The following is a 20,843-nucleotide window of genomic DNA, read 5'->3' on the forward strand; positions in this document are numbered from 1 at the left end:
CGGCGGGGGGCGCCCCGCGGCCGCCGGGCGTACGGCCTCTTCGGGCCGGTCCCGGCGGCCGCCAGTGCCTACTCTTCGTCCTGGACGTACACGTCGTAGATGTCGTCCAGGTCGTGCTGACGGCGGTCGGCCGCTGATTGGGCGCGGGCGTCGAACCCTGATTGCGCGGAGGGTGATTGGGGGTTGCGGGCTGCGGCGGACTGGATGCGGGCAGAGGCTGACTTGTCCATCTCCGTGCGCTTGCTCATGGCCTTCACCTACCCGTCGGCGCGCTCACCTGGAGGTCCGATCGTCCTTGCTCTGCTCGCGTGGTGGGGATGTTGCTCGGATGGCGGCCCAGGTGAGGGGTAGGGGCAGCAGGCACAGCAGCGGCAACGCCCACTGGGAGAACGAGGAGGATGCGGCCAGCACCTCGGTGCCCGCTAGGTAGCCGGCCAGCGTGGTCAGTGCCAGGCCGCCCCAGGCCATGTAGCGGGGACGTCTTGGGGTGGTGTCGCCGAGCAGGACGAGGATGAGCGACAAGAGGATGACGAAGACGCCGATGCACGCACCTCCCAGGACCCCCATCACCCAGCCATCGTGATGGTCGGCTTCGACCAGGCCGCCGAAGACGCCGCACAAAACGGCCGACGGAGCGACCAGGAGCAGGAACGGCAGCGCGGGCCGCGGATCGATCATCAGCCCATCGTGCAGAGCACCACCGGCCAGGACCATCCCCTTTAAGGCCGCAAACACCCCGCCGACCGCAGTAGGACACAAGCCCTCCCCATGCCGACTCCACCGGCCGCGCCGTCTTAGACACCCCTCGGCCGTCAACGACTCGGTCCCCTCGCCCACGCTTTACTGGCACCCCGTCGTATCCGACTGTGTCGTTTTCCGCGCTGGCCCTTAGCGGAGTCGGATTGCCTGCTCCTGATCGGTTCTGATGGGGTCTGGCTAGGGTGCCGGCATGTTCGAGAAGGTGAGCGCTGAGGTCCTGGCCGAGCGGGAGCGCATCGCGGCGCGGGTGCGGGACGAGTTGGCGGCGGCCGGGTTGCCGGTGGTGGCGCCGGGGCTTTCTATCGAGCTGTCGCAAGGCGCGGAGGTCACCGTCTGTCCGCTCCAGGACTGCGAAGCAGGCGTGACGGTGGCGTGGAACGCCAGCCCACGCCTGCGCAGCTGCATGGCGCGTGCGGCCGAGCTCGCCCTCGTGAACGACCCGGCGCTCAGGCACGGGGGGACTGTGCTGGAGGCGATGCTTCCGGCGATCGCAGCGATCCTGGCATCCGCGGGATTCGATGTACGTGACAGCCTCAACGACTACGCGTCGTTCACGCTTGAGGTGCTGGCCGGCCCCAGCGGCCGCCCGGTGTGGGCGCCGCACGACGAGGAGATCGCCCGGCCAGACCGGTCCCAGGAATAAGAGTGCCCGCATCAGACGCAATCGCCCGCCCTTGCGAGCGAGCGAGCAAGTTATGCCGTCAGACGTCTGACCGCCGGGGTTGCCGACGGCAGCAAGATGGAGGATCACGGGCCCTGATCCGGTACTGGGGCGATCCGGTCAGCGGCCCGGCAGCAGCGAGTTATGGTCATCTCTGAGATACGGCCCGCCGCTTCGTCGGGGAGTGAGTTGATCGCCGTCATCCCAGGGGGCTCCGCCGCCCCCTGGACCCCCGCGCCCCGGGTCGCCCAGCCGCCCGCCGCTGTGGTCGACACCGTCCCGCCGTTCGGGCGTCTGAACGCCCCGGACCGGGCCGCCGCGGTGCGGGGCAAGAGATACCTAAGCAGTGCTTGGGGTGGACCGGGCGCGGTCCTAAACGGCTCCTAGGGAAGGCGGTGGTGCGCAGCCAGCCCGTGTGAAGTCGTGGGCCGACTGCGCACAGGACAAGGTCCCGCTGGCCGTGGGGCGACTGCACGCCAGGTGCTCCGTGTGGGAGCGGGACGTCGAGAGAACGTTCGCGGCAACAAAGGTCCTCTCCTTCATCTCCTGCCAGCTGGCCGGCGTGGTCCTCGTTTTTCGGTTCCTGATGCTCGCGTCCAGACCAATGGAGCAGGGCTCAGGCGCCGTCTCCCCTGGTTGCTGCCAGAGGGGCGACGGAAGCAATCATGCCCTCGATGTTCGGTTGGACCCCACGACAGTCCTCCCAGGCGGTGCACGCCGAACAACCGGCGCCTAACAATTCGTGCTGTTCCCCCAGGTCAGCCCAGGCAGGGGCGCTAAGCGCGGCCCACAGGTTGTTAGCTAGTTGTACATCACTTTTCGGTGCACTCAGAATTGTTTGCCCTAAACAACAGGAAGAATGGCTCGAAAGATCGCGAGGATTTCCGTGTAAATGGCTCCCAGTGGCGGGTGCGCTACACTCTTGGGCTAAGCCGCGTGAGCGCTGGATCCCCTGCGTGGCAGGGGTTTCGGGCCGCACCGGACCGATGATCCATACCGGTTCTGGTTCCAGGGATGCGATTCCCCGGGGCGTCGAGTATGACCAAGTGAATAGGCTCTCGCTGACGGCGAGCGCAGCCTGGAACGGCAATTCCGGGAAGCGCGGACCGCAGCGCGAGGAAAGCGTCCAGACCAGCACCAACTTGGAGCCGTACGTGGAACCCAGCGTTCCGGGTGCGGGCGGCCAGGCGCCGTCCGCACCCCACCCCGCAGTACCCGCCGCCATCGAGAAGGCCGCCCCGGCCGTCACCGAGCTGCTCGCCGGAGCGCTCTCGCAGCCGCCGGTCCAGCCGAGCGCGATCATCCCGCCCGCCGCGGCGGACGCCGTGCAGGACGACGGCACGTCGAAGAAGGACGAGAAGTTCGCGCTGAAGATCGGCTTCGTGTCGTTCCTGCTCGCGCTGACCTCGGTTCTGGCGTTCCTCGGCATGACGATCGGCGCGATCGCCTCGCTGTTCGCGCTCGTCCTGGTGTTCGCGCCCGAACTGTTCAAGCGGATCGAGGGGCGGTAAGGCGTCATGGGCCGTCCCTGGAAGCCGATCACCACCGCCGGGCCGACCGCGGAGCTGGCCAAGGCGCTGCGGCTCCACGTGGGCCACTTGGGCGTCCGGAACCTCGCGAAGGCCACGGGCTACTCCACAGCGACGATCTCCGAGGCGTTGGGCGGGGTAAAGCTCCCCTCCTGGCCCGTCACCCGCTCCCTCGTCGAGGTCTTCGACGGCAACGTCGAGACCTGGCAGGAACGGTGGGCCGACGCGGAGAGCAGCCGCATCATCAAGGCGCGCCTCAAGCTCCGAGACGGCCTGACCGCCCGCGAGATCCTCCAAGTCGTCGCTGGCCCCGTCCCCGTCCCTCAGGAGGACGTGCACTCCGTCCAGGAGTTCATGAACCTGCTCAAGCGGGTGCGGGTCTGGGCGGGTCAGCCCACGATCCGGGAGATCGCCGCCCGGGCAGGAGTCCCGCCCACCACCATGTCGGACTTCATCCAGAACAAGGGCGACGCCCTGCCCCGCCTGGAGAAAGTCATCGAATACCTCCAGGGCTGCGGCGTCTCCTCCGGAGAGATCTACGCCGAGTGGCGCTTCCACTGGAACCTCCTGCACAACAGGCTCGGCCAGGGCCCCCAGCCGAGCCCCCGCAGCCGGAGGAACCTCAGCGTCGCCTGACGCACCGATCTCGCGTAGCGGGACTGGGTGCTCGTCCGCGGGCTCTACCAACCTCGGAGAGCCCGCGGACACCTCGCTCACGGTCCCGGCGGGCAGCTCCACGCCATGATCGCATTTCACATAAGGCTGCTTATGTGAGACCCCCGGGGCCGCCAGGGAGGATCGCCTGCCGTCTCACCACGGGCCTGGCGGGCCCGGGGGTTGGTGGCCCCTCCTGCTGTGCCGGAAGCTGGCCCAGCCGGTGAGCAGGCCGCCCACCCCGGCGAACAGGCCGCCCGCCAGCGTGCCCAGGGCGATCCAGAAGGCCTGCGTACCAGAGGGCATCTGGCCGGAAGGCGAGCCGGACTGGGCGACCGTCTTGGTCACGGTGACCTTCCTCGTCACGGTGACGGTCGCGACCGGAACGGTGACCTCGACGGTGACCGTCGGCCCGGGGGCAGCCGTCGGGCGCCGAGTCGGCGCGGGAGACGAGGAGGCCGCCGCAGGAGCGGACCGGCCCTCGTGCCAGAGCGTCCCGCTCAACAGCAGCGCCTCGGCTGGCACCACAAGGAGCACCCCAACGACGCCACCGACGAGCATGGACGTATCGGGAAAAGTCATCCCCTCAGCGACCATGCCGAGGGCGAAGATCCCGATGACCGCGATCAGCAACTCCGTGCTGGCCTTAGTCGACAGCGGCAGCCCCGACCCGATCACCCCGGTCAGCACGAGCACGTCAAGCGCCACTCCCGCAACACCGAACAGCAGCCAGCCAGGAGCCTCGTCGGCCCACACAAGCAACACCGACACACCGATGAGGAGGAGTATGGCGAGGTGCGCCAGAACGAACATCACCCAGCCCGCTGCGGTCACGCAGGCAGCCTAGCGATCAACAGCACGTGGCGGGAATGACCGACATGCGGCCATCAGTCGGCTGCTCCACCGACGGATACGGCCGGTCCGGCCTGGACTCAGGCCTGCAGGTCGCGCAGCAGCGCTGCCTTGAGGCCGGTGGCCACCGCGTCGGCCTGGGCGGCGCCGGCGGTGATGAGGGCGGCGCCGGGGTCGGGGCGGAGGCCGGGGGCGTCCCGCCCGCGGGGGTGCTGCTGCCGGGGGCGGGCTGAGCGCCCGCGGGTTTCACTTAATCGTATTTATGTGAAGTCACCCTTCAGTACTTCAGTAAGAGAGCGCCCTCGTCTCATCCGGGACGAGGGCGTTCCCCACCTTGCTTGGTAATCAGCCCAGCAGCTCCACCACGACGGCCGCGGCGGCGAGCAGGACGGTCAGCGCGTCCTGGCCGGCGGCCGCCGTGCTGCTCCCGTCGCGGCGGGCCAGCGTCCAGGACGTTGCCGCGACGGCGGCGAGCAGGGCCAGGGCGAGGATTGCGAGGATCATGGCTCCCCCGTGGGGGTCGGCGCCGGGTGGTCCCGGATCGACCCTTCGGTGGAGTCGGAGGCGATCGGACAGCAGCGTTCCCGGCGGTCAGATGTCCGATTCGGTCAAAGTCTGGTTCGTCCGGTTCGGTCAACGCGGAGGAATGTCCGTTTCGGTCACGCGCGTGATTTGTCCGTTTCGGTCAAGACGGCCTCGAGGCTGCCGCCGCTCAGTAATTCAGTACTCGTCGCGGTCGGCCAGGATCTGCTCGGCCACGCGCTCCAGCAGCTGCTCGTCGTCGGCGGCCAGGTGGAGCAGCGCCCGCCACATCACCGAGTGCGCCAGGGTCGGGATGTCGGTGCCGTCGGCCAGGGCGTCGACGAGGCGCTTCATCTGGCGGTAGTCGGCCGGGTCCAGGTCGACGGTGATCCGCACCGGCTTGGAGCGCCGCGCGGTCTTCCCGCGCTCGGGCGCCTGCCCGGTCTCGGCGTCCCGTCGGCGACTGGACGCCGCGGCCTTGAACCGGTCCGTCGACGAGGCCGAGCGGCGCGCGGCGCTCACAGCGCGGCCCGCTTCAGGTAGGTCTCGGCCAGGAGGTCGAAGGGGTCCCCGCCGCGGATGTCGGGTTCGGCGCCGTAGGCCAAGGCGTAGGCCTCCCGGCGCGGGATCTGCGGCCCCAGCACCTCGTACCCCAGCTCGGTCAGCGCGGCGCGGGCGTCCGGTCCCGAGCGCGCCCCGCCCACGACGCGGTTGAGCAGGACGGCGACGCGGGCCGGATCCTGGCGGACCTCCTCCACCTCGTCCAGGAGGTCGGCGATTCCCGATGTGCGTTCGATCTCGATCGTGGTCGGCGCCACGGGGATCGTGACCTCGTCGACGCGCCGCAGGACGCTGCGCACGATCGCCCCGTGGTCTTCGGCCTGCGGGAGGTCGACGACGACGACGGAGTCTTGGCCGCCGAGCCCGGACAGTCGGCGGCCGGCGTCCTTCACCGCCAGGCCGTAGACGCCGAACGGGAATCCGCCGACGGCGTCGCTCCATGCCAGTGCGGAGGCGGCCGGGTCGGCGTCGACGAGGACCACGTCCCGGCCGCGGCGATGCAGGGCGTAGGCGAGCAGGACCGCGCTGGTGGTCTTGCCGGTGCCGGGCTTGAGGTTCGCGAAGGCGATGGACAGTCGCATGCGAGTTACTGAACCACGGAAGTCCGTGAATGAGGAAGGAGCCCCCCGGATGTCCGGGAGGCTCCCTAGCTGCTGCTCGGCGGCCCGTAGCCTACTGAATTACTGAATGGTGGTCAGGCGTCGGCGGGGTGGAGCGGGCCGAGGGCGAGGGCCCAGGCCCGGGTGAGGGTGTCGTATTCGGCCTGCGTCCACCCCGGCGCCTGGCCGATGAGGTGGCGGGCGGCCAGGGCGAGGGCGACGTGCCCCCACATGCAGCCGCCGAGGTCGCAGACGGCGGCGACGTCGATGCCGTCGGCGTCCAGCGCCTCCTCCGCGCGCCGCTCGACAGCCTGGATGGCGTCGTAGTCGGCGTCGACGGCCTCGGCGTACCGCTGGCCCTCGGGGCTGCCGTAGGGGAGCCGCTCGATCCGGGCGGCTGCGGCGAGCAGCTCGGCGGTCTGCGGGCCGAGCTGCACGGCGGCGGGGGTGGTTGTGCTGGTCATGGTTCCTCCTACTGAATTACTGAACGGTGATCAGCGGGACAGCCAGCGCCGCCAGCTCGAGTCGCTCGGCGGGACGAACGCGATGCCGCCCTTCCAGGCGTGGCCGCTCGTCTCGTCCAGGTGGTCGCGGCCGTGGTCGGCGTCCAGGGTGCAGGTGTGCAGGCGGGCGCGGCGCAGCGGCCGCGGGGTGTAGACGACCGCGGAGCAGGTGTCGCGCTCGGCGGTCGTCTTGTCGGGGTCGTGGTGGACCAGGCGGACGATGGCGCCCAGGACGGGGGCGACGACGAACCGCACGTCTCCGCAGCGGCACACCGGGCCGCGGTGGGCGTCCCTCTCGCAGGCGTAGGTCACGCCGTCGACTTCGGTGGAGGCCTGGCACTTCTTCGACATGGTCTTCTCCTTTTCGGGTCGGTGGGTGGTCGGCGTCAGCGGCGGGTGCGGGAGCCGGTGGGGCGGGTGCGGGTGGTGCCGCGGGTCTTGGTCGTGCTCTTGCCCTTGTTGAGGGTCTTCTTGTTCTTGTCGGCGACGGTGGTGGCCAGGACCGCGACGGTGGTCAGGAGGGCGACCAGGAGGACGGCGAGGGTGGAGAGCAGGGTGACGCCGGCCTCCAGGACGATCGCGGTGGCCGTCAGGCTGGAGAAGCCGAGTCCGACCCAGGCGGCCTTGGTGCGGGCGATGCCCGCCTGGCGGGTGTGGGAGCGGACCCGGGTGCCGTCGGCGCGGGTGTAGGAGGCGACGCGGGCGTTGGCGGGCTGCTTGCCGGCAGCCGGGTTGGTGGTGTTCCGGGTGCGGTTCTGAGTGCGCTTGGCGGTCATGATTCGTCTCTCCTGACGGGGTCGGGCGCGGCTAACTGGGTTAGATCCCTCACTTGGGGCCGATCTGGTGCCTGACCTGCGGAAGTGAGGTGGGTTAGGTCGGTTGGGAGGGGCTGCGGGAGGCCCTCAGAAGGCCTCTGGGGGCCTCCCGCAGGGGGTGGGTGGAGCTCACTCACTCCTGGTTGAAGTCCTCGGTGACGACGCGGGCGAACCCGGCGCGGAAGTCGGCGGGCATGAGCCGCCAGACGTTGCCGGTCTTGGTGACCTTGATGTCGTAGCCCTTGAGCGTCGCGGCGATCTGCTCGCCGGTGATCTTGCGGTAGGGCTCGTGGTCGGGGGCGTGCTCCGACAGCAGGGCGGGCAGGTGGGAGATGCGGACCTCGCCGTCGCCGCGGCCCATCAGCACCTCGTCCAGGTCGGCGAGCAGGCTGCGGGGCGCGGCCTTCTCGGCCTGGCCTTCGCGGGTGGTGATGCGGCCGCGGAGCTTCTTGGCGCGCTCGGCGACGGCGGCGGCGTCCTTGCCGGAGACGAAGTGGGTGCGGATGGTCACCGACGGCTCGCCGCGCGGGATCTCCACGCCGGGCCCGACGGCGACGACGGTGCCCAGGTCGATGCCGTCGCGCAGCTTGTGCGGGGCGGCGCCCTGCTCGACGGGCGCTTCGCCGAGTGCCATCTTGGCCTGGGACTCGGTCGGCAGGAACAGCGCGAGCCGCAGGTGGGCGCCCTCGCGGGCGACCTTCGGCAGGTTCTCGTCGGTGGGGTCCTGGGTGCCCTGCCACAGGGTGACGTTGACCGCGCGGCCCTGGTTGTGCAGCTCGCGCACGGCCCGGAAGTAGCGGCTGCGGGCGCTCTTGCCGCCGTAGGGGTTGTCGGCGTCGTCCTTGATGTGGGTGGCCATGTAGGCCTTCTGGGCCTCGTCCACGATGACGACCAGGGGGTGGAAGCCGCTGCCGGCGGCGCGGGCCATCTCGCGGGTGACGCCCTCTTCGGCGCCGGAGTCCTGCAAGGCCTCGATACGCCGGTTCATCTCCTCCACGGCGTCCTCCACCATGTGGGTGGCGGCCATGATGTGCTCATCGGCCGGGCCCTGGGTGAGCTCGGTGGCGATGCCCTCGAACATCCGCCAGTCGCCGACGCCCTTGAGGTCGGCGATGCGGAACTCCACGGTGGGGTCCAGCGCCAGCCACAGCGCCAGGGCGCGCAGGGAGGCGGTCTTGCCCTGGTTGGACTTGCCGGTGATCAGGACGTGCTGCTGAAAGACGCTGACGGTGGCGGCGTCCCCGCGCAGGGTCTGGCCCCAGGGGGCGCGGCCGCGGTAGTAGTCGGCGCGGATGGAGGTGCCGGTGACCAGCGGGGACGGGCCGATCGGCTCGTCCAGCGCGCCGGAGTCGGCGATCCACAGCCGCACGGTGCGGGCCTTGGCGGGGATGGTGATGAACAGCTCGTACTCGTGGCGGGCCATGTTCTCGGCCAGCTTGCGGCGCTTCTTGGCGACCTCCTCGGTGCTCACGCCCGAGGGGAGGGTGACGTCGACCTCCACCCCGCACCCGGCGATGCGGATCGGGGAGAGCATCCCGGCGCCGGCGTCGCCCATGGCCTCCACGGCCTTGCGCAGGGCCGGGATGCCCAGGTCGCGCAGCGCGGTGACCACGATGGACGGGGTGATGGGCGCCTCGTCGTCCTCGGCGGCGGGGTTGAGGGCCTGCACCCAGGCGATGTTGGAGGCGTCCAGGTTGCTGCGGCCGGTGGCCCACAGCGCCAGCAGCGCCACGATCGGGGCGGTGACCAGGGCGGGACCCCACAGGATGACCGCCATGTGGATCGCCCACTGCACCAGGTCGGCGACCGCGAGGAACGGCGCGGCCACCATGGTCGCGTCCTTCTCGGCCACGGCCATCAGCACGCCGATGCCGCCCATGGTCCCGGCGGTGCCCTTGGCGTACAGGGGGAGGCGCTCCACGTGCTTGCCGAGGTTCTGGGCGCGGTCCATGCGGCGGGCGTGCCGGTCGGCGTGCGCCTGGGCGGCCAGCTCGGCCCACTTCAGCACCGCCTCGTGGTCCCCGGCGGCCTCCGCCGCGGCCATCATCCGCTCGTACCGGCCGCCGCGGGCGTCCTTCCAGCGGCGGCGCGCCACCGACGCGCCGACCACCAGGTAGGAGACCTGGCGGGCGGCGGTGCGGGCGGCGTCGCCGGTGGCGGCCTCGCGGACCACGACCGCGGCCCGGTGCAGCACCGGCAGGTCGTCCCACTCGGCGTCGTCTTCGACGATCTCGCCCTCGAGGACCTCCAACTCGTCCGACCGCTCCACGGCGTCCTCGTCACCGAACAGGCGCGGGGCCTGGCCGGGACGGCGCAGCGGGATCACGGTCCCCTCGTCGCTTCCGTGCATCGGAGCGGTCATGATGGATACCTCCTGTTGAGGGAGGCGGGCGGCGGCGCTGCTTTGGTCGGTTTGGCCGCCGCCCGCGTGGTCTGGTGGGGTCAGGTCACTTGCGCTTGGTCTGGTCGGCGATCCAGGCGTCCAGGTCGTCGACGGGGTTGTTGTCCTGGTCCAGCCAGCCGGTGTAACCGGACTCGCGGATGGCCTTGAGCTGCTGGAACTTCGGGTCGTTGTCGAACAGGCCCATCGGTTTCTCCTTCAGCGGACGAGGTCGGCGGGGTCGAGGTCGAGCAGGGCCAACAGGTCGGTCTGGCCGGCGCACAGCCCGCAGTACTCCCACGGCTTGAGCCGGTGGTCGCGGGGCCGCTGGCAGCGCTCGCCGCGCGGGACGGGGCTGGTGTCGGACAGGTGCAGGGTCAGGTCGTCGACGGCCCGCTTGTAGGCGCCCCAGGGCACGCCCTTCTCGCCGCAGGTCCGGCAGGCCAGCTGGTAGCCGCGGTCCCGGGTGCCTTCGACGTGGGCGTCGTGCTGCTTGGTCGGGGCGCTCATGAGGCCACCGCCATGGGTGCTTCCGGCGGGCTGGTCATGATGCGCTTGGCGCGGTCGTGGGAGAGGCGCAGAGCCTTCTGCACCTGGCGGACCGAAGCGTCCACCGGGAGCGCTCCGGACTCGATGAGGTCGGCCAGGCGCCGCCGCAGTTCGTCGTCACTCGACGACCGCGCCGACTTGGTGGACTTGCGAGCACTCACCGGCACCTTGACGCCCCGATTCGGGCGGTGCACCACGGCCGCTGCCGACCTGCGCTGTTCGGCCAGGTCAGCCACGAAACTCCGGGGCTCCCCAGGAGCGTTGTCGGCCTCCTCCCGGACCTCGTCGGCCTGCTGCGGGCGGGCCACGATCGGCAGCACCGTGCGGCCCTCCACCGGCACCGGCCACACCGCCTCAGGAGCACCCTCGGGAGCGCTTTGGTGCGCACCTTCGGGAGCACTCTGCGAAGCGGTCCGGGACGCGGAGGAGCGGGCGAGCTCGGGGAGCAGATCGGCCAGCAGCGGCACCTTCACGCGCTTCTCGCCCTGCTTCTCGGTCCAGGGGTCGGCGGCCGCGATGTCGCGGTCGAGCGCGCCGATGAGGTGCGCGACGACGGCGGCACCGGCCGGGCCCAGGCAGTGGGTCAGCGCGGTGGCGGCCAGCACGCCCACCCCGGCGGCGTCCCAGACCGTCGGCCAGGCCGCCGCGCAGATGTTGAGGACGAAGGACAGCACCAGGCAGCCGATCCCGATCCGCTCGGCCTCCCGGGACAGCTCGCCGCCGGCCTGCGCCAGGCGGGAGCGCACCACGATGAGGCGGGCGACGACCAGGATCAGGGCGGGCTCCAGGCCCCACAGCGCCCACCAGGTCGCGTCCCCGCGGTCGAGCTGCATGACGGCCGCGCCCCCGGCCTGCACCCCGGCCGTCGACCAGGCGCCGAACGCGACCAGCGCCGGGACCAGCAGCTTGAGGTTGCCGCGGCGGGTCTTGTCCAGCAGCAGAGCGCGAGCCTCACCCGAGCGGGCCATCAGCGAGGCGAGGCGGGTGCGCTGCCCGTCGCCGGAGGCCTTGCGGTACAGGCGGGCCAGGTCGGCGTCGGCCTCGGCGGTCTCGGCCCGGTCGACGCGGTCCAGCTCGGCCTGACGGACCTCCACGTCCACATCGGCCAGGGCGCGCTGGTGGTCGGCCGCAGCCGTACGGCGCTTCAGCTCGTCTTCACAGCGGGCAGCCTCCAGGGCCCGCGCGGTCGCCAGCTGCTCGGCGAGCTCACGCGGGTCCTGGACGGCAGTCGGCTCGGTGTTCTTCATCGGGAGGCGTCTCCGGTGTCGTCGTTGTCAGGAGCGAGCGAGCGGAAGGCGGCGATCGGCAGGACGACGGTGCCCAGCAAGGCCAGCCAGACCGGAGCGTCGGTGGCGACCATGAGCACCGCGACCAGGAGCGCGACACCCAGCGCAGCGTCAACGGCGGCCTTGACGCGCCTCACGCCGCACCGTCCAGGACATGCGCGGGGCCGGCGGGAAGGGTGAGGCCGTGGGCGTCGATCCACTCGTGGAGGAGTTCGCCGCAGATCTCCCAGGCGGCGTCCGCGCGGGCGTCCCACTCAGGGTCGCTCTCATATCCGGCGCGGCCCTCCTCGAGGTAGTCGGCGGGCAGCGGCTCGTCGTGCAGGAGTTCGGGGGTCATCTGCTCCAGCGCCCAGCTGACGGCCTCGGGGACCGCGATGAGCAGCGCGGCGAAGAGACGGCGGGAGTCGGGGCGGGCAGGGGTGTTCGGCCGGGTCGGGAAGGCGAGGACGCTCATCACTTGCCGCCCTTCGAGCCGGTGCCGACGGGGCCCTGGCACTTCGGGTCGGTGCATCCCGGCCAGTCACAGGGGAAGATGCTCATGGGACTACTCCGCTTCGATCGGTGGTGGTCCTCGCGGCCTCCGGTGGTGGATCACTGGGGGCCGCTTCTGGTTGCAGCGATCAACTGCTGCTTGAATAAGTTGAAGCTATATAGCTAGCCTCTGTCAATAAGCTTCAACAAGTTTCCTGGAGGACCCCGTGCCCGCGCCCAAGTACGTACGAATTGCGGCCCTGCTGAAAGAGCGGATCCAGAGCGGGGAGTGGCCTACCGGCGAGAAGTTGCCGCGCATGGTTGACCTCGCTGCCGAGTACAAGGTGTCCCGCAACGTCGTCGGTGCGGCGGTGAAGGCGCTGGAGGCCGAGGGGCTGCTGTGGGCCGTGCCGCGCAAGGGCACCGTCGTCCAGGTCCCCGGGGCCAGGATCCGGATCCGGCGCGGCAACGTCGTGGTGCGCGACGGCCTGGGCGTCGTTGAGGGCATGGAGGTGCGGGCCGGGTCCTACTCGTTCCCCAGCTCGGCGCATGGCCAGCGATGGATCGTCCACGGCACGCCCACCCGGGGGTTTTGAGCCGATCCCCGAGCGCCCCGCTGAGCTGCTCGGTTTGGAGACCGGGACTCCGGTGCTGCGCCGGCAGCGGGTTACCAGCCCCGAGGGCCAGCCGCCGTACCAGATCTCCGCGACGTGGATCCATCCCGACGCGGTTGCCGAGGCTCCGCAGGTCGCCGAGGCGCAGACGGGACCGGGAGGCTACCTGGACCGACTGGAGGAAGTCGGCCACGGTCCGCTGAGCTGGCAGGAGATCTCACGCGCCCGGATGCCGAGCAAGGAGGAGGCGACGCTGCTGGAGATCCCAGTGGATCGGGCGGTCATGGAGTTCGCCCGCGTTGGCACTTCGGCGAAGACCGGCAAGGCCGTGGAGGTGACCATGTGCGTCGTCCCTGGTGACCGCGTCGAGGTCGTCACTGAGATCCGTCGGATCGACGCCACCAACTGAGCTATCCACAGGCTACTTCGGCGTAGCACGCCGAGAGCTGGCAGTCTCGCCAGCAAAGAAGAAGGGCCGGGAGCTGCGAACTCCCGACCCCAGATGTCTCTTCCGGACCGACCAAAGCACAGAAGGACGTACGAGATGAGAGTACCCAACGGCACTGACGTGCCCGCGTTCCGCCCGGCCTTGATCACGACCGGGGGCGCGCGATGAGCATGTATCCGCTCCTGTGGGCCATCGAGCACGCCCCCGTCCGTGACGCCGAGGAGCGCGTCATCCTGATCACGCTGGTGAGCAAGGGCGACTTCGACGGGAACAACTGCTGGCGCTCGTACCCGACCATCGCCAAGTTCGCCAAGCTGGACGTCAAGACGGTCGGCAGGCACGTCCGGGAGCTGGAGCGCCGTGGTGTCCTTCGGCGCGACTCCACCCCGCCGCCGCGCGCCTATCTGAACATCTCCGCCGACCGCCGCCCAGTCCGCTGGGAGGTGATGATCCCGGCGAGCTTCTGGAGCGAGGTCCAGCTGCAGGAGATCAACGAGCAGCGCGCCGAGCGCGGCCGCCTTCCCATCACGCGGGAGAACCGCCCGGACCTGGCGCCGGCCCCGCCCAAGAAGACGCGCTCAGACAAGGGCACGAAGCGTCCCGAGCGCACGAAGGCCGCCCGCGAGGCGCGTAAAGCCGCAGCTCAAGGCGATGCACCGGCCTCGGGGACACCTGCGGGAGCGCCCGGGGAACGGGGGGACTCTAAGTCCCCTCGCTCTGGAGGGAACGGGGGGACTCTGAGTCCCCTCGCGGGGGGACTGATAGTCCCGTCGCGGGGGGACTCAGAGTCCCCCAACCTTCCTAGTAGACCTTCCGATGTACCTTCCTCCTCCTCCTACTCCTCCGTCACAGACGTCGCGCCGAGCGCACGAGCCGACGCCGTCACGAAGGAGGAGGAGGGGACGGCTTCGCCCAAGAACGAAGAGCAGGCCATGCACGCGGCTCACAAGGTCCTGGACGACGCCGTGTCCACGTGGCAGGGCCATCGGGCACCGACGGCGGCAGAGCGCCGCACGTTGGCTCTGAGGGTCGCTGAGGCCCTCGCTGAGGGTGCTACGCCCTGGGCGGTCCAGTACGTCCTGACGCGGGACCTGGAACGCACCCGGACGCGGAACGCCGTCGCCGTGGTGATGCACCGCACCGTCCAGCCCGAGTGGTGGCGCGAGGCGCACGTCCCCCTCCAGCCGACGACCGCGCCCAAGCCGCCGTGGTGCGGAGCGTGCAGCGAGTCCACGAGGCTGACGGAGAACGCCGAGGGCAAGGTGGTCCGCTGCAAGGACTGCCACCCGAACCCGCACACCCGCGAGGAAGACGACGCCCTGGCCGTCGACGAGCACCAGGCCAACGAGGCGCCCGGGCGCGTACCCGCCGAGGCCGCCAGCGTCCGCAGCCAACCGTGCGCCGAGCACGGGCACGCCCCCCGCAACCCCGACACCGGCGAGTGCTCCCGATGCGCGATGGCGGCGGGCGCGGCCAAGTTCAAGACGCCCACGGCGAAGAAGCCGCAAGCCCTTACGGCGTAAGGAACCGTGCTCTCTTCGCTGCCCTGTGAAAGGCATCGGCGAGGAGGGTGCGGGGAGCGCCCGCGATGATCGGCCAATCAAGATCTATTCATTAAGGACTTTCGTAAGTACAAAAGTCTATCGACTTACGTAAGTCTCTAAGTGTTAGAGTGATCGGCATGGAGACGAGCGAAAAAGGCGCTCAGGTGCAGCCTGAGGGCGCATCGGGCGGAACGGTGAGCCGTAAGTGCGGGTACAGCCAGTGCGACAACGTGGTGGTCTACGAGCGGACCGGACGCAAGGGCCGACCGCGCGTCTACTGCGAGGCGGACGGCCGGCCCCGGCGCTGGCCCGAGAAGAGCGGCCGCACCTGCAAGCAGCTGGCACTGGCCGAGCGCACACGCCTGACGGACGCGGGCCTGGAGCAGGTCACGCCCCTCCTGGACAACTTCGCCGCCGCCGACGACCCGGTGGCCGACCTGATGGAACAGCTGGTGGACGCGCTCAAACGCCGCAACGCCGTGGGCGAGCAGGCACTGACCGCGGCCACCGAGGAGGTGCGCTCGGCCCGGGACGAAGCCGCCGACGCCCGCCGCGCCGCCCAGGAGTCCGCCACCGCCCGCGAGCGGGCCGAGCGCGCCGCGGCCGCCGACCGCCAGGTGGCCGAGCAGGCCGCCGAGGACAAGCGCACGGCCGAGCGGATGGCCCGCGACGCCGAGGCCCAGCGCGAGCGCCAGGTGAACGACGCCTGGCGGCAGACGGTGGAGCACCAGGCCGCCCGCGCCCGCGCCGAGGAAGCCGCGGCCGGCGCCCGCTCCTCCGCCGCCCACGCCCGCCAGGAACTCGAGGCCGAACGCGCCAAGTCCGGGCGTCTGGCCGCCGAGCTGGCCGAGCTGCGCGCCGAGAACAAGACCCTGACCGCCGAGGCGCGGGACCTGGCGGCCGCCGGCGCCGCCCACCGGGTGCAGGCCGAGGCCTCCGAGCGGCGCGTGGCCGAGCTGGAGGCGCGCATCGAGGGGCTCTACAGCGAGCTGGCCGCCGTCAAGAGCGAGGCGGCCACCGCCCGCGCCGAGGCCGCAGCCGCCGACCGCCGGGCCGCCGACGCCCGCGACGCCCTGGCCGAGCAGACCGAGCGCGCCCGCCAGGAGGTGGCCGCCGCCCGCGCCGAGGCCGCCGCCCAGCGCGCCCACTCCTCCGCCGAGCCACTCCAGCAGCCCGACTGACCCCCGCGCCCGCGGTGACCGAGCGTGCCCGGACGAGGGGGACGTCCCGCAGAGGGCGAAACGGCGGCAAACGGGCGGAGCAAGATATGCGCGAAGGCACCCTTCGCGCGTCCCGGCCTCCCCGCGGCCCTCCCGGACCCCTCACCGTCGGTCACCGCGGGCGCGATGGCGGCACGCGGGCGGACAGGCGTCAGGGCTCGAGCAGCGATCGAACGGCCAGTGACGATGAGACGGACCCCCGGGCTCCTTAACGTCACCGGCCGTTCCGATGCGGATGGCGCCGGGCGGGACGCCGCCGGAGTTTGCCGACATCCTTGCCAACGCAGGTCAGCGGGGGTTTGCCAACGGCCTCGGAGTGGTTTGCCAACGACACCAGAGCGGTTTGCCAACGGTGCCGGAGGAGTTTGCCAACAGGGTTTGCCAACGGGTCCCGGCCCTACGTCGCGCGGCGCTCGGAGGCCCTCTGAGGGATGCCACCGGTCGGGGCCTACTCCACAGGTCCGAACCGAGCGCCGTCGACCTTGTCGGTCATCGCACGGACCTCCTGCTCAGATAGGCCCGTACCGCGTAGGTCCGCGCCGCGCAGGTCCGTGTTGCTCAGGGCCGCACCGCTCAGGGCCGCACCGCTCAGATCCGCGCCGCTCAGATCCGTGTTGCTCAGGTCCATGTTGCGTAGGTCCGCGCCGCGCAGGTCCGTGTTGCTCAGGGCCGTGTCGCTCAGGAACGCCCCGCGTAGGTCCGTGTTGCTCAGGTACGCGTCGCTCAAGTCCGTGTCGCTCAGATCCGTGCCGTCCAGGTCCGCGCCGTCCAGGAACGCGCCGCGTAGGTCCGTGTCGCTCAGATCCGCGTCGCGTAGGTCCGCGCCGTCCAGGTACGCGTCGCGCAGGTTCGCGCCGTCCAGGTTCGCGCCGTGCAGGTCCGTGTCGCTCAGGTACGCGCCGCTCAAGTCCGCGTTGCTCAGATCCGCGCTGTGCAGGTCCGCGCCGTCCAGGAACGCGCTGCGCAGGTACGCGTCGCGCAGGTTCGCGCCGATCAGGTACGCAGAGGGGAGCGTGGTGTGGGGGATGCGGGCGGCGTGTAGGTCCAGTGCGGGGGCTGTGGCGGGGTCGGGCGGGCGGCGGGCCAGGACGGTCAGGGCGGCGGCGATGTCGGTGGTGGGCTCGTCGGGCAGGTCTTTGGTCTTGACGGTGGCGGCGGGGTCGCGTTCGCGGATGAAAGCGGCCAGGAGGTCGCGGATGCTCTGGCGGTCGGGTTCGGAGTCCTTGGCGATGCGCTCCAGGGCGTAGACGGCGGCGGTGCGGACCTCGCGCTTGTCGGAGCCGAGCTGTTCGACGGCCTTGGTGTAGCGGTCGGTGACCTGGCCTTCGCGGGTGAGGGTGAGCTGGTCCTGGCCGCTGCGCAGCGTCAGCGCGGTCACCAGCAGCGTCCCCACGGTGGCCGCCACGCCGGCGCCCAGGATCCAGGTGTGGAGCCGGCGGTGGCGGCGCTGGTCCCGGCGGTCGGCCTCCTGGCGCTCCAGGTCCATCAGCTCCAGCCGCCGGTCGGCCGGGAGCGCGTCCAGCTCGGCCCGGGTCGGCGCGGTGACCCGGGGCACTGCTGCCGCCGGGTCGGCGGCGGGGGCGGGCTGCGGTTCTAGCGCCGGGGCGGCGTGCTCGTCGGCGGGGGCGGGAGAGCCGGGGGCGTCGCTCATACCCGATCAGACGCCGGCCCGGGCCGTAAAGATCCTGCTTCCGGCGTTCCCCGGCGGCGGCCATGCGGAGGGCTCTCGGACCCCCTTTTGCCTGAGTGACGGGAATGTCCGTTCCCGTGCACTGAGGTCAGGGGGAAGGTCGGTTCCCGACAGCCAGACGCTGCGGGTAGGGCCGCGTGAAGAAGGAGCGGCCCTACCCGTCTAGGGGCGCCTACTGCGAGGCGGCGTCGTCGACCGTGCGGAGCAAGGTACGGCGGATCTGGTTCTCCATCTGCCAGTGCCACGCCTGGTGCTTGGTGAGGTCGACGACCCACGAGCCGCAGGTGTCGCAGACCTGCCCTTCGGGAGCGCCGGGAGGGGGAGAGCTGGACGCCGGCCCTGCCGAGGAGCTGGAAGAGGCGTTCTGACCATTCTCGGTGGCCGGTTCGGGGTGGCGTTCGCCGAACGGGTCGTGGGGATTGTGTAGGCCCACCGGGTCCCGCTGCTCCAGCGCGAGCAGCCATCGGCGCCGCCACACGTCATCGACCAGCGTGGGCGGGATGCCGAAGGTGTGCAGGAGGGTCTCGACCACTTCCCAGGAAGGGAGCAGGTGCCCGCGGAAGGCCCGGGAGAGGGTGGCCTTGGAGAACTTGGTGAGGCCCGACAGCTTCGACAGCGAGGGCTCCCCGGCCCTGCGTCGGGCGACGCGGAGCTGATTCGCGAATTCCTTGGTCAGATCGACGTCTGAGGCAGGCGTGGGCCACGTCTCCGAGGCGAGGCTCGGGGTGGACCCGCGCGGGGGTGCGGGGACGGGGGGAGAGAGGCGCGGGAAGTCGGGGATGACCGGGGTAACGGGACGCTGGGGCGCCGCGACGACCTGAGTAGAGGAGAACGGCTGCTCTGTCTCTTGGAGGCGTGTGACGCTCTGGGAGATCGCCCAAGCCTGCCGCACGAGGTCTACTGCGTCCTTGGCCTCTTTGAGGTCCAGCCCAGTGAACGCGCGCACCTCCTTGATCGCCATGATCGTCTTGCCACTTGCCAGGAGCTCCAAGAGCTCCTGGGCCGCTATCCGGTCCGGGGTGATCGTTCTGAGTGAGCGGATGCCCTCCGCGACCATCTTGGAAGCCTCTAGACCGAGCCCGGCACGCTTGCGGATGACCATGGCCGCCGCGTCGATGCCGTCTCGGGCCAGCACCCGGTACACGAGGCCGTCGCTCGCGTAGGAGCCGGTGAAGGAGTATTCGAAGGCCATGGTCAGGCCTCCGTCCCGGTGCCTGCGGCCTGGGCGCTGCCGCCGGCGCCGGCGAGATGCGGCGCGGCCGACGCGGTCGGCGCCAGCCAGGGGCGCAGGAAGGCGCGGCCGAGGCGGACCAGCGGCACGGTCACCGCCCAGCCCCCCGCGGAGGCCGGCATGGCCAGCCGCAGGACCACGCCTGCGGCCAGCATCAGGCCGATGGCGAGACCCGCGGCCGTGATCACGTCGTAGTTGCGGTACTCCACGAGGTAGAAGCCCACGCCCACGTATAGGGCGTGCAGCAGCACCGCCGTGATCAGCCAGGGAAACGTCGCGGGAACGGTGGTCTGGGGGGACGACTGGCCGGAGCCGTCGACGGAATAGAGCACGAGCGAAAACCCTTCCGGCCTGCCTTCTCCGGAGCCGCCAGGCATAAACCGGCAGCTCCGGAGAAGGCAGAGCCTTATCCATTGGTCCAGGTGGATTCCGGCTGGCGCGTGACGTCGTGCTGGTCCTCCGGCTGCCACACCGAAGACACTCCGCCTCACACCGAGCTTCTCGCATTGTAGGTGACCGTCCCCCCGTCCGGCGGGGGCCGCACGGCAGACGACGAAGCGCCGGAAACCCGGCAGAAGACCCTCGGGCGAAGAGCGGGCGAGGCGGCCTGCACGGCTTTAAATCTCGGTTGATCGACCCGCAGCGAGTTCTCAAGTACGGCAAAAAACGCGGAGGGTCGCCGGAATAGCAAAGAGGCCCCCTGTTGGCAGCAGAGAGCCTCTTTAAATCCGAAACCCACCTGGACCAACAGACGGTGCTCGGAAACTCTATTTTCGAGTCCTTAACCGCCCCGGACTGACAGCTGCAGACAGCCAACGGCTCTCTACTCCGACACAGGGCGAACGTGCTCCATCATGCATCCTTCCCAGAGAGTTAGGCAACCGTGAAACGATAAGACGGCGGTTTGGAACGCTGAGACTGCATACTGGTAGGTAAAGATACGATCATTGATCGTATATGCGTGTCCCGTGAAACGAAACTATCGAGAAACGAAACAAAAATCCCTCTAGAAAAACGGACTAATCGGGCATTTAGTGCCCATTTGGTAGTACTGCGGTCCGGTCTCCCAGGTAAATATTTGGCATCGATCGAAAGTGGGTGATCGCGCTGTCACTGGGAGGATTGATCGGGTGTTCGAAAAGCTGTCTGTGTTGAATACTCCGTTAATGTTTTGATTTTTTCGGGGCGTGCCGAAGTGGTGAATGGCGACGCCCGGGGCGGCTGTGGCGTGATGCGACAGCGTGTGGTCGGACCTCTTCTTCATGCCGAATCCGGCAATCCCCACATGTCGAACAGGTGGCGAAACTACGATGAGCGGACTCGTTTCGTCGCTCAGGAGGATGGGGCGACGGTGCGACGTAACTGCCCGTGCCGTCCGGAGCCCCCCGATGTCCCCCCTCCCCGAAGGTCCTCTCTGCCCCCAGTGCGACAACCCGATCACCTACGCGGGGAACGGACGCCGTCCCACGTACTGCTCCACGCGGTGCCGGCAGTCGTTCCACCGAGCCGGTAAGCGGGCGGAGAAGGAGTCGGTGAGGGTCCGCGACATACGCGTCGAGCTCGCTTTCAAGGTCCGCGCCATGGGCGAACTGATCGAGGAGATCGAAGCCTTGTCGGGCCAGACTCCTGGCTCCGACTCCTCCGCCCCCGGCCGGGAAAGAAAGACCGCCGACCTGGTGGACAAGGTGATGTGGGCCGCCGACAAGGTCCTCCAGCTGGCGCGAGAACACAAAGGCCTCGTCACCAGTCAGGGCGATCCCAAGTCGGTGAAGACAGTCGCGAGCCAGTACACGAACCCGGATCCCTGTGACGACGACCGGGACTCGGCCACCGGCCAGCCATACGCCAGACCGCAGACCTTGCCGGACGGAACCGCAGACCCTGACGGATGAGAACTTTCTCTACGGGTTCAAGGCGACGCCGTCGGCGTCGCGCGGCCGCCCGGCGGACGGCCT

At 70.2% G+C, this 20,843-nt stretch carries 27 protein-coding genes; 9 read left to right on the forward strand and 18 right to left on the reverse strand.

Annotated elements, in window-relative coordinates:
- Positions 1–68: 68 nt before the first annotated feature.
- Both ABGB12_RS34800 and ABGB12_RS34805 read right to left on the reverse strand, forming a co-directional pair.
- Positions 69–248 carry a hypothetical protein gene (locus ABGB12_RS34800; RefSeq protein ID WP_347684766.1) on the reverse strand — a complete coding sequence of 60 codons (180 nt, stop codon included), beginning with the start codon at positions 246–248 and terminating at the stop codon, positions 69–71.
- A gap of 25 nt (positions 249–273) precedes the next feature.
- Positions 274–678, reverse strand: a complete 405-nt coding sequence (locus ABGB12_RS34805) for a hypothetical protein (RefSeq protein WP_347684768.1) — start codon at positions 676–678, stop codon at positions 274–276.
- A gap of 271 nt (positions 679–949) precedes the next feature.
- On the opposite strand from ABGB12_RS34805, the gene ABGB12_RS34810 reads away from it, so the two are divergent.
- The 3 genes from ABGB12_RS34810 to ABGB12_RS34820 all read left to right on the forward strand — a co-directional run bounded on the left by ABGB12_RS34810 (position 950) and on the right by ABGB12_RS34820 (position 3,585).
- Positions 950–1,402, forward strand: a complete 453-nt coding sequence (locus ABGB12_RS34810) for a hypothetical protein (protein WP_347684770.1) — start codon at positions 950–952, stop codon at positions 1,400–1,402.
- Between the two features lie 1,064 nt (positions 1,403–2,466).
- Complete coding sequence (locus tag ABGB12_RS34815; protein ID WP_347684772.1) at positions 2,467–2,931, forward strand: hypothetical protein; 465 nt, start codon at positions 2,467–2,469, stop codon at positions 2,929–2,931.
- Positions 2,932–2,937: 6 nt separating this feature from the next.
- Positions 2,938–3,585, forward strand: a complete 648-nt coding sequence (locus ABGB12_RS34820) for a helix-turn-helix transcriptional regulator (protein WP_347684774.1) — start codon at positions 2,938–2,940, stop codon at positions 3,583–3,585.
- 174 nt (positions 3,586–3,759) lie between these two features.
- Here ABGB12_RS34820 and ABGB12_RS34825 read toward each other — a convergent pair whose 3' ends face one another.
- Positions 3,760–4,437, reverse strand: a complete 678-nt coding sequence (locus tag ABGB12_RS34825; protein WP_347684776.1) for a hypothetical protein — start codon at positions 4,435–4,437, stop codon at positions 3,760–3,762.
- A 44-nt stretch (positions 4,438–4,481) separates the two neighbouring features.
- Here ABGB12_RS34825 and ABGB12_RS34830 point away from each other — a divergent pair, with 44 nt between their 5' ends.
- Positions 4,482–4,688, forward strand: coding sequence for a hypothetical protein (locus ABGB12_RS34830; protein WP_347684778.1), 207 nt, complete (start codon positions 4,482–4,484; stop codon positions 4,686–4,688).
- A gap of 112 nt (positions 4,689–4,800) precedes the next feature.
- Here ABGB12_RS34830 and ABGB12_RS34835 read toward each other — a convergent pair whose 3' ends face one another.
- The 12 genes from ABGB12_RS34835 to ABGB12_RS34890 form a co-directional block, all read right to left on the reverse strand.
- Positions 4,801–4,959, reverse strand: a complete 159-nt coding sequence (locus tag ABGB12_RS34835; protein WP_347684780.1) for a hypothetical protein — start codon at positions 4,957–4,959, stop codon at positions 4,801–4,803.
- A gap of 216 nt (positions 4,960–5,175) precedes the next feature.
- Positions 5,176–5,499 carry a hypothetical protein gene (locus tag ABGB12_RS34840; protein ID WP_347684782.1) on the reverse strand — a complete coding sequence of 108 codons (324 nt, stop codon included), beginning with the start codon at positions 5,497–5,499 and terminating at the stop codon, positions 5,176–5,178.
- Entirely contained in the window at positions 5,496–6,119 is a 624-nt protein-coding gene (locus tag ABGB12_RS34845; RefSeq protein WP_347684784.1) for an AAA family ATPase, read from the reverse strand. The genes ABGB12_RS34840 and ABGB12_RS34845 overlap by 4 nt, the downstream gene beginning before the upstream one ends.
- A gap of 113 nt (positions 6,120–6,232) precedes the next feature.
- Positions 6,233–6,601, reverse strand: coding sequence for a hypothetical protein (locus ABGB12_RS34850; RefSeq protein WP_347684786.1), 369 nt, complete (start codon positions 6,599–6,601; stop codon positions 6,233–6,235).
- A 30-nt stretch (positions 6,602–6,631) separates the two neighbouring features.
- Positions 6,632–6,991: a hypothetical protein gene (locus ABGB12_RS34855; protein ID WP_347684788.1), complete on the reverse strand. Its 360-nt coding sequence runs from the start codon at positions 6,989–6,991 to the stop codon at positions 6,632–6,634.
- Positions 6,992–7,026: 35 nt separating this feature from the next.
- Positions 7,027–7,416: a hypothetical protein gene (locus tag ABGB12_RS34860; RefSeq protein ID WP_347684790.1), complete on the reverse strand. Its 390-nt coding sequence runs from the start codon at positions 7,414–7,416 to the stop codon at positions 7,027–7,029.
- Positions 7,417–7,588: 172 nt separating this feature from the next.
- The gene (locus ABGB12_RS34865; protein ID WP_347684792.1) at positions 7,589–9,817 is read right to left on the reverse strand and encodes an FtsK/SpoIIIE domain-containing protein; all 2,229 of its coding nucleotides are present in this window, start codon (positions 9,815–9,817) and stop codon (positions 7,589–7,591) included.
- Between the two features lie 85 nt (positions 9,818–9,902).
- Positions 9,903–10,043 (reverse strand): hypothetical protein, encoded by a 141-nt coding sequence (locus ABGB12_RS34870; protein WP_347684794.1) that lies wholly within the window; start codon positions 10,041–10,043, stop codon positions 9,903–9,905.
- A gap of 11 nt (positions 10,044–10,054) precedes the next feature.
- Positions 10,055–10,345: a hypothetical protein gene (locus ABGB12_RS34875; RefSeq protein WP_347684796.1), complete on the reverse strand. Its 291-nt coding sequence runs from the start codon at positions 10,343–10,345 to the stop codon at positions 10,055–10,057.
- The gene (locus tag ABGB12_RS34880; RefSeq protein ID WP_347684798.1) at positions 10,342–11,631 is read right to left on the reverse strand and encodes a hypothetical protein; all 1,290 of its coding nucleotides are present in this window, start codon (positions 11,629–11,631) and stop codon (positions 10,342–10,344) included. Before ABGB12_RS34880 ends, ABGB12_RS34875 begins: the two co-directional genes overlap by 4 nt.
- Complete coding sequence (locus tag ABGB12_RS34885) at positions 11,628–11,807, reverse strand: hypothetical protein (RefSeq protein WP_347684800.1); 180 nt, start codon at positions 11,805–11,807, stop codon at positions 11,628–11,630. Before ABGB12_RS34885 ends, ABGB12_RS34880 begins: the two co-directional genes overlap by 4 nt.
- A complete protein-coding gene (locus ABGB12_RS34890; RefSeq protein WP_347684802.1) occupies positions 11,804–12,124 on the reverse strand; it encodes a hypothetical protein in 321 nt (106 codons plus the stop codon). The genes ABGB12_RS34885 and ABGB12_RS34890 overlap by 4 nt, the downstream gene beginning before the upstream one ends.
- Before the next feature lie 244 nt (positions 12,125–12,368).
- Between ABGB12_RS34890 and ABGB12_RS34895 the strand changes: the two genes are divergently transcribed.
- The 4 genes from ABGB12_RS34895 (at position 12,369) to ABGB12_RS34910 (ending at position 15,928) form a co-directional block, all read left to right on the forward strand.
- Complete coding sequence (locus ABGB12_RS34895) at positions 12,369–12,737, forward strand: winged helix-turn-helix domain-containing protein (RefSeq protein ID WP_347684804.1); 369 nt, start codon at positions 12,369–12,371, stop codon at positions 12,735–12,737.
- A 52-nt stretch (positions 12,738–12,789) separates the two neighbouring features.
- On the forward strand, positions 12,790–13,164 hold the full coding sequence (locus ABGB12_RS34900) for a UTRA domain-containing protein (RefSeq protein WP_347684806.1): 375 nt from the start codon (positions 12,790–12,792) through the stop codon (positions 13,162–13,164).
- A gap of 203 nt (positions 13,165–13,367) precedes the next feature.
- A complete protein-coding gene (locus tag ABGB12_RS34905) occupies positions 13,368–14,726 on the forward strand; it encodes a helix-turn-helix domain-containing protein (RefSeq protein WP_347684808.1) in 1,359 nt (452 codons plus the stop codon).
- A gap of 158 nt (positions 14,727–14,884) precedes the next feature.
- Positions 14,885–15,928 (forward strand): hypothetical protein, encoded by a 1,044-nt coding sequence (locus tag ABGB12_RS34910; RefSeq protein ID WP_347684810.1) that lies wholly within the window; start codon positions 14,885–14,887, stop codon positions 15,926–15,928.
- A 487-nt stretch (positions 15,929–16,415) separates the two neighbouring features.
- Here the strand turns inward: ABGB12_RS34910 and ABGB12_RS34915 are convergent, their stop codons facing one another.
- From ABGB12_RS34915 to ABGB12_RS34925, 3 genes are all read right to left on the reverse strand, one after another.
- Positions 16,416–17,618: a pentapeptide repeat-containing protein gene (locus ABGB12_RS34915; protein ID WP_347684812.1), complete on the reverse strand. Its 1,203-nt coding sequence runs from the start codon at positions 17,616–17,618 to the stop codon at positions 16,416–16,418.
- Between the two features lie 211 nt (positions 17,619–17,829).
- Positions 17,830–18,849 (reverse strand): ribosomal protein L7/L12, encoded by a 1,020-nt coding sequence (locus tag ABGB12_RS34920; RefSeq protein WP_347684814.1) that lies wholly within the window; start codon positions 18,847–18,849, stop codon positions 17,830–17,832.
- A 2-nt stretch (positions 18,850–18,851) separates the two neighbouring features.
- Positions 18,852–19,220 carry a hypothetical protein gene (locus tag ABGB12_RS34925; protein ID WP_347684816.1) on the reverse strand — a complete coding sequence of 123 codons (369 nt, stop codon included), beginning with the start codon at positions 19,218–19,220 and terminating at the stop codon, positions 18,852–18,854.
- Between the two features lie 1,248 nt (positions 19,221–20,468).
- Between ABGB12_RS34925 and ABGB12_RS34930 the strand changes: the two genes are divergently transcribed.
- A complete protein-coding gene (locus tag ABGB12_RS34930) occupies positions 20,469–20,780 on the forward strand; it encodes a hypothetical protein (protein WP_347684818.1) in 312 nt (103 codons plus the stop codon).
- Positions 20,781–20,843: the final 63 nt, after the last annotated feature.

The organism is Actinocorallia sp. B10E7, from assembly GCF_039871655.1.
Classification (GTDB): Bacteria; Actinomycetota; Actinomycetes; order Streptosporangiales; family Streptosporangiaceae; genus Actinocorallia.